The organism is Caldicoprobacter algeriensis (genome assembly GCF_023838525.1).
In the GTDB taxonomy this organism is placed as follows: domain Bacteria; phylum Bacillota; class Clostridia; order Caldicoprobacterales; family Caldicoprobacteraceae; genus Caldicoprobacter; species Caldicoprobacter algeriensis.
On record NZ_JAHUQD010000023.1, the window covers coordinates 1 to 12,747 of the forward strand.

At 45.7% G+C, this 12,747-nt stretch carries 10 protein-coding genes and 1 pseudogene; 8 read left to right on the top strand and 3 right to left on the bottom strand.

The genetic code is table 11. The features are described from left to right. The first annotated feature begins 323 nt into the window (after window positions 1–323). On the top strand, window positions 324–1,658 hold the full coding sequence (gene glnA / locus KVG29_RS10950) for a type I glutamate--ammonia ligase (protein WP_252228484.1): 1,335 nt from the start codon (window positions 324–326) through the stop codon (window positions 1,656–1,658). Between the two features lie 19 nt (window positions 1,659–1,677). After that, window positions 1,678–2,565, top strand: a complete 888-nt coding sequence (locus KVG29_RS10955) for a LysR family transcriptional regulator (protein WP_252228485.1) — start codon at window positions 1,678–1,680, stop codon at window positions 2,563–2,565. A 161-nt stretch (window positions 2,566–2,726) separates the two neighbouring features. Here the strand turns inward: KVG29_RS10955 and KVG29_RS10960 are convergent, their stop codons facing one another. Both KVG29_RS10960 and KVG29_RS10965 read right to left on the bottom strand, forming a co-directional pair. Further along, on the bottom strand, window positions 2,727–3,710 hold the full coding sequence (locus KVG29_RS10960; protein WP_252228486.1) for a hypothetical protein: 984 nt from the start codon (window positions 3,708–3,710) through the stop codon (window positions 2,727–2,729). A gap of 5 nt (window positions 3,711–3,715) precedes the next feature. Then, window positions 3,716–4,165 carry a DUF6345 domain-containing protein gene (locus KVG29_RS10965; RefSeq protein ID WP_252228487.1) on the bottom strand — a complete coding sequence of 150 codons (450 nt, stop codon included), beginning with the start codon at window positions 4,163–4,165 and terminating at the stop codon, window positions 3,716–3,718. Between the two features lie 736 nt (window positions 4,166–4,901). On the opposite strand from KVG29_RS10965, the pseudogene KVG29_RS10970 reads away from it, so the two are divergent. Together KVG29_RS10970 and KVG29_RS10975 are read left to right on the top strand one after the other, a co-directional pair. Continuing rightward, window positions 4,902–5,538, top strand: a pseudogene (locus KVG29_RS10970) (thiamine pyrophosphate-dependent enzyme); the annotation flags it as partial. Window positions 5,539–5,650: 112 nt separating this feature from the next. Beyond that, complete coding sequence (locus tag KVG29_RS10975) at window positions 5,651–6,157, top strand: ferritin family protein (RefSeq protein WP_252228488.1); 507 nt, start codon at window positions 5,651–5,653, stop codon at window positions 6,155–6,157. Window positions 6,158–6,240: 83 nt separating this feature from the next. Here KVG29_RS10975 and KVG29_RS10980 read toward each other — a convergent pair whose 3' ends face one another. Further along, window positions 6,241–7,452, bottom strand: a complete 1,212-nt coding sequence (locus KVG29_RS10980; protein WP_252228489.1) for an isocitrate/isopropylmalate family dehydrogenase — start codon at window positions 7,450–7,452, stop codon at window positions 6,241–6,243. 329 nt (window positions 7,453–7,781) lie between these two features. On the opposite strand from KVG29_RS10980, the gene KVG29_RS10985 reads away from it, so the two are divergent. The 4 genes from KVG29_RS10985 to yicI all read left to right on the top strand — a co-directional run bounded on the left by KVG29_RS10985 (window position 7,782) and on the right by yicI (window position 12,651). Then, a complete protein-coding gene (locus KVG29_RS10985; protein ID WP_252228490.1) occupies window positions 7,782–8,543 on the top strand; it encodes a sugar phosphate isomerase/epimerase family protein in 762 nt (253 codons plus the stop codon). 261 nt (window positions 8,544–8,804) lie between these two features. Beyond that, complete coding sequence (locus KVG29_RS10990) at window positions 8,805–9,434, top strand: YigZ family protein (RefSeq protein WP_252228491.1); 630 nt, start codon at window positions 8,805–8,807, stop codon at window positions 9,432–9,434. Window positions 9,435–9,569: 135 nt separating this feature from the next. Next, window positions 9,570–10,265, top strand: a complete 696-nt coding sequence (araD, locus tag KVG29_RS10995) for an L-ribulose-5-phosphate 4-epimerase (protein ID WP_252228492.1) — start codon at window positions 9,570–9,572, stop codon at window positions 10,263–10,265. A gap of 61 nt (window positions 10,266–10,326) precedes the next feature. Then, window positions 10,327–12,651, top strand: coding sequence for an alpha-xylosidase (gene yicI, locus KVG29_RS11000; RefSeq protein WP_252228493.1), 2,325 nt, complete (start codon window positions 10,327–10,329; stop codon window positions 12,649–12,651). The last annotated feature ends 96 nt before the right edge of the window (window positions 12,652–12,747 follow it).

Here is a 12,747-nt window from a genome sequence, read left to right on the forward strand (position 1 = left end):
GCTTACGCTCGAAAATCTCCACCCTTTCCTTGACAACATAAGGTTTTACATTTTAAACAGTAAAAATTTGGATATCTATATCATACTTTCCTTTAAAAAAGTGTTGCATTTAATATTGCAATTTAGAAGCGTATAAAGGCTATGAAACTATGAAAATTTTTGTTGACATCTTTGATGTTTTGTATTATTATGAAAATGAGTTTAATTGCGCAATGGAGCGCAGCGTTGGTATGTTTATAAAGGCGTACTCAACGGCGAGTATAAGTTGCTGTTGGGTACGTTTTTTGTTTTGCTAAAATTTAACTTTAAAGGGGAGTGTTTATATGGCAAGATACAGCAAAGAGGATATTTTAAGGCTGGTCAAGGAACTGGATGTAAAGTTCATACGTCTGCAATTCACCGACATTTTTGGGACCTTGAAGAATGTGGCAATAACATCTGAACAGCTTGAGAAGGCGCTGGACAACAAGTGCATGTTTGATGGTTCATCCATTGAAGGGTTTGTCAGGATTGAAGAATCGGATATGTACCTGGCACCCGATCCAAACAGCTTTGCGGTATTTCCATGGCGTCCACAGCCCGGCAGGGTGGCAAGGCTCATATGCGATGTGCTCAATCCCGATGGCACTCCTTTTAGTGGAGACCCCAGGTATGTGCTGAAGCGGGCTTTGAAAAAGGCAGCCGAAATGGGGTATGATAGCTTCAATGTTGGGCCCGAGTGTGAGTTTTTCCTGTTTTTGACCGATAGCGAGGGGAAACCTACCATTAAAACTCACGACAACGCCGGCTATTTCGACCTTGGTCCTGTGGACCTGGGCGAGGATGCGAGAAGAAATATATGCCTTGCCCTTGAGGAAATGGGCTTTGAGATAGAGGCCTCACACCACGAGGTGGCGCCCGGACAGCACGAGATTGATTTTAAATATCAGGATGCCCTTACGACCGCGGATAATGTGATGACTTTTAAGATGGTTGTAAAGACCATGGCTCAGAGGAATGGCCTTCATGCCACATTTATGCCCAAACCCATATTTGGAATAAACGGTTCGGGTATGCACACCAATGTATCGCTGTATAAAGATGGCAAAAATGCGTTTTACGATGAGAATGACCCGCTTAAGCTGAGCCAGGAGGCTTATTGGTTTATAGGCGGTATAATCAAGCATATAAAGGCAATTACTGCCATAACCAATCCGCTGGTAAATTCCTATAAACGCCTGGTACCCGACTACGAAGCTCCAGTATACATCGCATGGTCTGCCAGAAACAGAAGCCCGCTCATCAGAATACCTGCGGCCAAGGGCGAAGCCACACGCCTGGAGCTCAGATCTCCCGATCCGTCCTGCAACCCCTACCTGGCATTTGCTGTTATTTTGGCTGCCGGGCTTGATGGGATAAAGAATAAGATTCAACCACCGCCACCTACCGATAAGAACATATTCAGGATGAGCCGTGAAGAAAGGATGAAGGAGGGCATTGATTCGCTGCCGGCCAGTTTGGAAGAGGCCATCAATGAAATGGAGAAAAGCGAGCTGGTGAGGGAAACTCTCGGAGAGCACATTTTCACCAAATACATTGAAGCAAAGCGCAAAGAATGGGAAGACTATAGGACGAAGATCACTCCATGGGAGATTGAGCATTATTTGACCAAGTATTAAAAATTAAGGTGGTCTTGTGATGGATGTAAATCTGGAGCTTTACAGGATTTTTTACCATGTGGTGAAAGCGGGTAGCATATCCAAGGCCTCCCAGGAGCTCTTTATATCTCAGCCTGCTGTCAGCCAGGCCATCAAGAAGCTGGAGGCTAGGCTGGGAGGCCAGCTCTTTACCCGTGCCCCCAAGGGCATTGCTCTGACGCCCGAAGGCGAGGTGCTGTTCAAGTACATCGAACAGGGATACAATATGATAATGCTGGCTGAAAGCAAGTTCATGGAGGCCATAAATCTGGATATCGGCAGGATACGCATCGGTGCAAACGACATGACGCTAAAGTATTTCCTGCTTCCCTACCTTGAAGAGTTCCACAAGCAGTATCCCAAAGTGAAGATAATGGTGACCAACAGGCCTTCGCCGGAGACGGTAGAGTTTTTAAAGAAAGGGACCATCGATTTTGGCGTGGTGAGCCTTCCGCTGCCCGATGACGATTCGCTAGAGGTATTCAAGGCGATGGAGATACAGGACTGCTTTGTGGCAAGTGAGCGCTTTGGTCATCTTGCCGGGCGGGAAGTGTCCATCAAGGAGCTTGCGGAATACCCCATTATTATGCTGGAGAGGAATACCAGCACAAGGCGGTATATCGACGAGTACCTCTTGCGGCATTCGGTGGAGCTGGTGCCGGAGTTTGAGCTTGCCACCAGCGATTTGATAGTGGAGTTTGCCTGCAGGGGTCTGGGTATATCCTGCGTGGTAAGGAATTTTGCAGAGGAATATATAAAAAAAGGTGCGCTGTTTGAGATTAACCTGAAAGAAAAGATCCCCCCAAGGCATTTTGGTATAATAAAGCTGCGCAATGTGCCGCTTACCGCCGCTGCTAAGAGATTTGTGGAGCTTATACAGAACAAATGAACAAAATGCTGTATCGCCACCAATAGGGAAGTATATTAATAAAAGGCTGTACCATTATGATTGCTTAAAGGTACAGCCTGTATTTTTGTTTGCCAACTTAAACTTTGGGAGTGTAAATATTTTTGTGTAAGGGAGTTTTTGGCTCCTTTTTTCTGGCATTATCATTGTTTCGTTGTTTCTGGTACCGTTACTTGTGGGACAGGTTTTTCAAGTATATATTCCTCCGAAATGGCTCTGGTAAAAGCCGCAAAAGGTGTTCCTTTGCTGTTGGTTCCTATAATCATAAAATAAGGTATAACATATTCTTGCTGATATCCAATTGGATCCAACCTGTACATAAGCCTTATTTCTTTTACTTTACCAGAATCATTAGGCAACGCCTCATATATTGTGGCTTTTCCTTGCTTTATATCCTCCAAGGCTTTGGAAAACTCCTTAATAGGATATTCACGAAATGGTTCTACATCCCGCCAAACCGATGCAGCACCGATTATTTTCCCATTTTCTCCAAAGTACACCGATATTTTCGGACCCACTCCGCCCCATGGAATGTCATCTGTTTTCCGTCCAAACCTCACCTCAATCATAAATGGGAGTTTTTTCTCAACGCCATTTTCTACAATGGTCACTGTATTCTCTTTATTGACATCTCTAAATTCTGCTTCCTCTTTCATTAAGCCAGAAGAAGTAAGAAATTCCAAGGCTAACTTTTTGTACTCTTCATCAGAAAGCACCGTTTTTAGCGGTGAAACGGCTGTTTCGAATTCTTTGGTTGTAAAATTAATAGATCCAGTTTCTTTATCAACAGAGAATATTGAACCATTTGTTGACATCACACGAAAATCAACTTCTGTATCTTCAACACTACCAACTACCCCAAGCTTTGCAGCTTGTTCTCGAATCATCTCCTTTGTCAATGCAGGCTTAATAACCTTATAAACCATCATTTTCTCCGGAAACTGAGGCTCGGGAATGTCTAAGGTTAAATTTAGAAAATTTCCTCCAGAACCGGATTTAGGCATTGGACGCTGAACGATTAATGGTAAATTCTCTTGATTCTTGGCATTACTTAATATTGTAAAAATTCCAGCCCCAGCAATAACAATAAAAATAAGGATAGCGACTATTTTGTAACCTCTTTGCATATCATTCACCTCCTATCAGCATCTTTATATCCAGCATCCAAATCAGTAATGTCGATATACCAATTATCTTTTTGAGTGCTGAAAACAAAATTATTGCCGAAACCATGGCCACAAAAAGCTACCAAGTCAACGTTGTCACAATATGTTTCAGCAAGACCACCTAATCTTGATGCTTTCCAATCCTTCTCCCAAGCCGAACTATTCCCGTATGAAAAACGCCAAAGCCAACTTGTATTTGGGTCATTAACTATATCAATTAATCCATTTACAGCATCATCAGAAGTTTGTAAATCACCATATGGTGCAGCAGGACTTTCAGTATTTTCATAATAATTAACATATTCAACTCCTATTTCAACTGAATTGCCGTCCCAATCAGCATAAACTGGCATTGAAACTAGTAATACAAAACAAATAATTGTCACTATTATTTTTTCATTTGTACTCCCTCCCATTTTTTGTAAGTGTTTCTAGAAAATAAAAGCCCTGCTTCAGAAAAAGCAAGGCTTTTATCCATCAGTTATTGTATATTATACTGGAATACTATATTACATTTTGTGCAACGTGACTTTTAACTTTGGCTCCAGATCTATTTCTGAGGCTTTATTACATCTCAATAATACCAAAAATTTCATCAAAAGACAATAGGTCTATTATAGATTCACCCGAATAGGTGTAAAGATATTTACCGCAGCGAATGTGCGTTCGAAAATATTAAAATGAAAAGGTTATTAAAAGTTTAACTATCTTCCAAAAGAAATATCTAAAACTTCCATGCCTTTACCAAGTGTCTTCTTCTACGAGCGTAAGCGTATTGCAAGATTATCGATGCTACAAGGAAATATTGATGCTGTACATTGTTATCTCAATACCATATTTAACATAAACGATAAGAAGGCAGAATCTTTGTTTTTAAAATGAGATATGGGGGTATAAATCTTTTAGAACGATTTATAATTTTAAACGGTGTGCGGCTTGGCGCTTTCATTCCATTTTTTTGTATTTTGTATATGAAAGGGGTTTTAAATAAACGATTTGTCGATATAGGTGGCGTGTAAAAAAGCCATTTCACTGTAATTCAATAAAAGAAACAAGGGAGTAAAAAGATGGATTATAACATCCTGATAGGTGGTGCGGCAGGTCAGGGGGTTGAGACCCTGTCCAGCGTGTTCGAAAAGGTGCTCCAGAGGAGTGGGAGCCAAAATGGTGAATAAGGACCTTACCGTTATCGTGCACACCGGGGACGGCGATTCATACGGTGAAGGCGGAAACCACTTCATACATAACATACGGAGAAACGTCGATATAACCCATTTTGTGCACGACAATCAGATATATGGGCTTACCAAAGGGCAGGCTTCTCCTACCACCGATTTGGGGCACGTTACTGAAGTACAGATTGCGGGCAACATAAACCCGCCTCTCAACCCAGTGCTTTTGGCTATAGCGCTGGGTGCAGGCTTTGTGGCACGGGCCTTCAGCGGCGATAAAGAACATTTGACATCGATCATGGTGGAGGCCATAAAGCACAAGGGGTATTCTCTGGTGGACATACTCCAGCCCTGCGTCAGCTTTAATAAGGTAAACACCTTTCAGTGGTACAGCAAAAGGGTTTACAAGCTGGATGAGAGCTATGACCCTACCGATAAGCTGAAGGCCATGGAAAAGGCCATGGAATGGGGAGACCGTATACCCATTGGCATGATCTATCGCGAGGAAAAGCCTACATACTGCGATAAGATTGAATTCTTAAGGGAAGGCCCTCCGCTTATAGATAGGCCCCGTCGATATACAAAAGATAAAGGGGTATTTAAATGATTTCATTTAAGACTGATATGGTATAATGCCGTATGATAGCAGAGCCCAACTGTTATCGCAGTGTGGTATTTTGTATTAGAGTAGTAGAACATAAAATTAATAATACGAATAGGAGGATTTTTATGGAAAAGATCAGGAAGATATTAAAATATGCCATGAGAATGGAGAAAAATGCCAAGGATTTTTATGAGTTTTATGCTGATAAGGATGTCTCGGAGGAGACAAAGCGCATCTTTGAGGAACTGATTGAAATTGAAAAGCAGCACTTTGACGTTTTAAAGAAGAAATATGATAAGGCGGGCTTTAAAGAGGCTCCTTTAGATATCTCATGGGTGGTGGATGAGAATTTTAAAGCCAGGGACCCTCATATATTGGCAGATAATTCCGATATGCTCCAAGAGGTGGATGCAGGGGTGTCGGATGTATCGGTGATGCGCATGGCTTATTTGATAGAAACCGACTTCTGGCACTTCTATGACAAGGCAGCTAAGGCGGTGGACGAGCCTGAGGTCAAAAAGCTGCTTGCCTACTTGGCTGAATGGGAAAAGCAGCACAGCGATATGTTTTATAAAAAATACCTCGAACTGTTGGATAAAAATTTGAGGGATATAAAGATTATTTTGGAGTGATTGACATAAAATTTATGCCAGGGCCAAGCTGTTATAATCTTGTTTGCCCTGGCTTTTTAACGGATTCATGAGACTGTTAAATGTTAATCTTTAGAAGCATTTGTATATTCTGCCCAGCGATTCCCCAGGTTTTCATCAGACAGCGTTTCCATTACGTAATCGGCAAATTGGGCGCCTGTGGCTCCCGTATCCCTGCCGGTTATGACCAGCTTTTTCTCGTATGTTCCGCAAATATCCAGTGCCATGTCCAGCTTTTTAGCTTTATCCCCATAGCCTATATGTTCAAGAAGCATGCCTGCAGCGCGGATTATGCTGCTGGGGTCGGCGTACTGGGTACGGCCCTCTTCCACCATGCGTGGAGCAGAGCCGTGTATGGCCTCGAACATGGCATAGCGTTTCCCGATGTTGGCGCTTCCGGCGGTTCCTACGCCTCCCTGCAGTTCGGCGGCTTCGTCGGTCAGTATATCCCCATAAAGATTGGGCAAAACTATCACCTTGAACTGCGTTCTGCGTTTGGGGTCCAAAAGCTTTGCAGTCATGATATCGATGTACCAGTCATCCCATTCAACTTCGGGATATTCTTTGGCCACTTCTCGGGCTACTTCTAGAAATTTTCCATCTGTGGTTTTGACGACGTTGGCTTTTGTCACTACCGTTACCCTGTTTAAGCCGGTCTTACGGGCATAATCAAAAGCGGCTTTGAGGATCCTGTATGACCCTTCGTAGGTGGTTATGGTGAAGTCTATGGCCAGGTCTTTATTAACGTGAATGCCTTTGTTGCCAACGGCATAGGCACCTTCGGTGTTTTCACGGAAGAAGGTCCAGTTTATGCCCTCCTGGGGTATCTTGACAGGCCTTACGTTGGCGAAAAGGTCAAGCTCTTTTCTCATGGCCACATTTGCGCTTTCTATGTTTGGCCATGGGTCTCCCGCTCTTGGCGTGGTGGTGGGGCCTTTGAGTATTACGTGGCACTGTTTGAGCTGCTCCAATACATCATCGGGGATGGCTTTGTTGTGCTTTGCGCGGTTTTCGATGGTCAACCCATCTATGACTTTGAACGTTACTTTGCCGGCTCTCACCTCATCCTGAAGCAAAAACTCCAGCACCCTTTGAGCTTGAGAGGTGATGTATGGACCGATGCCATCACCGCCGACTATACCGATCACTATTGTGGGCAGCTTATTGTAATCGATAAAGTCCTGTTGGCTCTTCATCCTCTCTATCCTTTCGAGTTGCTCTTCAATGAGCTTCCTGAAATGCTCCTTTGCCCTTTGAATCATTTCTTCCCTCTTCATGATATGGTCCCTCCTGTTTTTAATTTTAAAAATTTTTCAGTTTAATTCGGGTGACACCTTATATTAGGCATCGCTTTCAAACATGAAACATCCTCCAGCAAAGCTTATATGCTATGAGTAGCCCGGCATATAACTACAACGTTGTCCCCTTTTGGTCAAAATTAAAAGCTTTAAAACCAGCACTTGTTTACGTTTGTTTACTTGAGTATACATGCTCTAAGTTTAATGGATTGAAAATCTAATTTCAAGACCAAATTCGTATTCAAAAGAGTTTGAACTGTGGTATAATGTGACATAGGTACATATCAAATAAAGAAAGGGTGTTTATTATGTCTGTTAAAATGCCCATCGCTTTACAGTTGTATACTCTGCGAAGTGAGGCCGAAAAGGACTTTATAGGTACTTTAAAAAAGGTGGCTGAACTCGGTTATAAGGGTGTGGAGTTTGCGGGGTATGGGGGACTCCCAGCAGATGAGCTAAGGGATGCGTTGAGGGAATTTAATTTGGTTCCAGTAAACAGCCATGTGGCAATAGAGAGGCTGGAGAAAGATTTGGACGGCGAGATTTCCTATGCGCTGGGGATTGGGCTTAAGGATATAACAGTACCATATCTTGCTGAAAACAGGCGGAACAGCAAGGAAGCGTGGATAGCCGTTGCAAGACAGTTGCAGGACATGGGCAAGAGAATTAAAGAGGCGGGCCTCAACCTGCACTATCACAACCACGCCTTTGAATTTCAGAAGTTTGATGGCAAGTATGGGCTGGATATCCTAATTGATAACACCGATGCCGATGTGGTCAAGCTTGAGGTGGACACGTTCTGGGTTCAATATGCAGGCGTCGATCCTGTTGATTACTTGAAGGGGTTATCGGGCCGCGTTACCATGGTACACCTCAAAGATATGATCAAGGGCCAGGAACCGCCCTTTGCTGAGGTGGGAGAGGGCTGCATCGACATCGCCGGCATCATAAGGATTTCCAGGGAAATAGGGGTTCAATGGGGAATAGTTGAGCAGGATGTTTGCCAAAGGCCGCCGTTGGAGAGCGTTAAGCTGAGCATAGATAATCTTAGGAATATGGGCGTGATTTAAAATGGGTGTAGCCGGTGGCGGTAGACGTAATACTGGGGATTCAAAGATGAGAGGTATCTGACGTTATGCAAAATGCGATGTGCAAGAGAAAGAGATATTTTCCGGTGTAAGGGGCGGTTACTTTGTTGTAAGAAGCCTTTCGGCGGATAAGGTATACAGCAGGTTAAAACTTGCAGAGGGGTAAAAAACTCTGGTGTCAGAAAGGGAGGAAAGGCGCAAGAGACTCCCTCTTGAAGAAGAGAGGGTCTCTTGCGCTCGTACATGATGAATAGGGAATACTGCACCATCAAGCAAAGAGCTCGGCATGAAATCGTGATACAGAAATCCAGATTCATAGGGGATGCGTTCTATGTGAGTTCAGAGGATGAGGCCCTTGAAAGGCTTCAAGATGTAAAGGCCGAGTTTCCTGATGCCACTCATCATTGTTATGCCTATATAGTAGGACAGGAAGCTTTGGTTCAACGGTTTAACGATGATGGCGAGCCCGGCGGCACTGCCGGGATGCCTATACTGCAGGTGATACAAAACAGGGAACTCAAAAATGTATTGGTGGTGGTAACGCGCTATTTTGGCGGTATAAAGCTTGGTGCCAATGGTCTGGTCAGAGCTTATTCTAGAACTGCTGCTGAGGTCTTGGATAGGGCCGGGACAAGGCGTATGGTATTAAGCCCCAGAGGCATTATATATTTAGACTATGCTCACATAGGACAGGTGGAGTATTTCTTGCGTCAGAAGGGCGTACACGTTGTTCAGGTGGAATACAGCGACAAAGTCACCATGCAGGTTGTCGTTCCTGTGGACTGGGACGAGTTTTGCGGTATGCTGAGGGAGATGTGTGGAGGAAATGTTGAATTTAGGGAAATGATGCCCGTCTTTCATTCATGGGAATAATTAAGGCTGATTGAGTTTTTGGTTGAAGCAGTAAATCATTAGTGATTGAAGGAAGAGGGAAATGTATTGACGAAGCAACGGGCTTTCAATTGTATCGATTAGAACTAGAGGATAAAGAAGGGGTGATGTTTTAATATGCTTAAATGGCTTAAAGAGGCTGTGCTCGAGGCCAATTTGGAGCTTCCCCGGCGAGGCCTGGTCATATATACCTGGGGCAATGTCAGCGGCATATCCAGGGAAGAGGGCTTGGTGGTCATAAAGCCAAGCGGTGTCCCTTATGAAGAGTTAGAGCTGGAAGATCTGGTTGTGGTGGACCTTGATGGGAATCAAGTGGAGGGAAAGCTCAGGCCTTCATCTGATACTCCAACTCATCTGGTGCTGTATCGGGCCTTCCCCGAAATTGGAGGTGTGGTACACACCCACTCGTCGTGGGCTACCAGCTGGGCACAGGCGGGAAAAGGCATTCCTGCGCTGGGCACCACCCATGCCGATTATTTTTACGGCGAGATACCCTGTACCCGTGATATGACGGCTGAAGAGATACAGGGGGACTATGAGGCCGAAACCGGAAATGTCATAGTCGAAACGTTTAGGGCAAGGGGTATAAATCCCATGCATGTGCCGGGCGTACTGGTTAAAAGCCACGGGCCTTTCAGCTGGGGCAAAGACCCTCATGAAGCGGTTCACAACGCGGTGGTGATGGAAGAGGTGGCTAAGCTGGCTTTTCACACGTCTGCTCTATCGCCCAACGTCAAGGCTATTGATCAGGTGCTACTTGATAAGCATTTTCTGCGCAAGCATGGGCCTAATGCCTATTATGGGCAGAAGTAAGCCTGCTTGGATTATTTAGGGTATAAATACACAAAGCTTCTTGAGAGGAAAGGGTGATTGGATGAAGTTTACAAACGGTTATTGGCAGATGCGCGAAGGGCTTAAGGCTTTTTTTCCCGCAGAGGTACATGACGTGGAAATAAAGGGTAAATCCCTCATAGTGTATGCTCCCTGCAGGCATATAAGGCACAGGGGCGATACCCTGAATTGCCTGCTCTTTACGGTGGAGTTCAGCTCGCCCATGGAGGACGTCATAAGAGTAAAGATATGCCATCACAAGGGAAAGATTGAAAAACCGCCGTTTTTCAATATCAACGAAAAGCGCGATGTAAATGTCGAGATCGTGGATAGTGACCAATACGCCTCACTCATTTCGGGACAGCTTAAGGTACGGGTGAGAAAGCAGGGCGACTGGCGAGTTGAGTTTCTAGGGCGAGACGATGAGCTGGTCACCGAGAGCAGCTTTAGGAATATGGGCTATATAGTCATGGACAGCGGTGAGACGTACATGCACGAGCAGCTGCTGCTTAAAGTTGGGGAATGCGTATATGGGCTGGGTGAGCGGTTTACTCCTTTCATAAAGAACGGACAGATGGTGGATATGTGGAATGAAGACGGGGGTACCAGTAGCGAGATAGCCTACAAGAACGTTCCCTTTTATATGACCAACCAGGGTTACGGGGTATTTGTCAACCATCCCGAGAAGGTGTCGTTTGAAATAGCCTCCGAGAAGGTAAGCCGCGTGCAGTTCAGCGTGCCGGGCGAATACCTTGAATACTTCATAATCTACGGTCCAGAACCCAAGAAGGTACTTGAGAAGTACACTGACCTTACCGGCAAGCCGGCCCTTCCGCCGGCCTGGTCGTTCGGGCTGTGGCTCACTACCTCCTTTACCACCAGCTATGACGAAAAGACCGTCAGCAGCTTTATTGACGGCATGGCTGAAAGGGATATACCTCTCCATGTGTTTCACTTCGACTGTTTCTGGATGAAAGAGTTTCACTGGTGCAACTTTGAATGGGATGAGAGGGTATTCCCCGATCCTGAGGGTATGCTGCGGAGGTTAAAAGAAAAAGGGCTCAAGATATGCGTGTGGATCAACCCATATATCGCCCAGCGCTCCAGGCTGTTTGAGGAAGGCATGAAGAACGGCTATCTGCTCAAGCGCCCCAATGGCGATGTGTGGCAGTGGGATATGTGGCAGGCCGGCATGGCTCTGGTCGACTTTACCAATCCTGAAGCGCGCGAGTGGTTTAAGGCCGAGTTGAGGCGCCTGCTTGATATGGGCGTGGACGCTTTCAAGACCGATTTTGGCGAGAGGATACCCACCGACGTGGTGTATTACGATGGGTCGGATCCGGTAAAGATGCACAACTATTATACTTATTTATACAATAAGACGGTGTTTGAGGTGCTGGAAGAGAAGTACGGCAAAGGCGGAGCGTGCCTGTTTGCGAGATCGGCTACGGCAGGGAGCCAGCAGTTCCCGGTTCACTGGGGAGGCGACTGCACGGCGAGCTATGAGTCAATGGCCGAGACTTTGAGGGGAGGCCTATCACTTGGGATGTCAGGCTTTGGCTTCTGGAGCCATGACATAAGCGGTTTTGAGCATACCGCCACGCCGGACCTGTATAAGAGGTGGGCGGCTTTCGGCCTTCTATCTTCCCACAGCCGCCTGCACGGCAGCAGCTCCTACCGGGTCCCATGGCTGTTTGACGAAGAGGCGGTGGATGTGGTCAGGCACTTTACAAAGCTGAAATGCAGGCTCATGCCCTACCTGTATGCTGCGGCCTGCGAGGCTTCTCAAAAGGGAATTCCCGTACTGAGGAGCATGCTGCTCGAGTTTCCAGACGACCCCACGTGCAGCTATCTTGACCTGCAGTACATGCTTGGCGGGGCTCTGCTGGTGGCTCCCATATTCAACGATAAGGGCATAGCCAAATATTACCTTCCCGAGGGGCGATGGACTCACTTCCTAGACGGACGGGTAGTGGATGGCGGACGATGGATAAGGGAGAAATACGATTATATGAGCTTACCCCTATGGGTAAGGCCCAATTCCATAGTTGCTGTGGGTGCAGTTGATACAAGGGCCGATTATGATTACAGCCAGAATGTAACCTTCCATATCTTCCAGCTGGATGACGGCAATGCCGTGGAGGGAGAGGTTCCCAACATCCACGGCCAGGCTGAAATGCGCGTGCGGGCCGAAAGAGAAGGCGGTATCATCACCGTTACCGTGGATAACGCTGCCAAGCCGTGGAATGTATTGCTGCGCAACATCACGCCGGTGGAGGTTATAAAGGGAATAAGGGCTTCTCAGGATTCATTAGGGACTTGCATCAAGGCTGAGGAAGGGACTGACCAAATAAGGGTGCGAATATGATAGAGGTTTTGCTATATCTGAACCGCTGGGATGCATGAAAGATAAGGGGCTAAGAGGGCGTTTTCCGGCTCCTTATCTTTTTATTTTGGCTGTGTG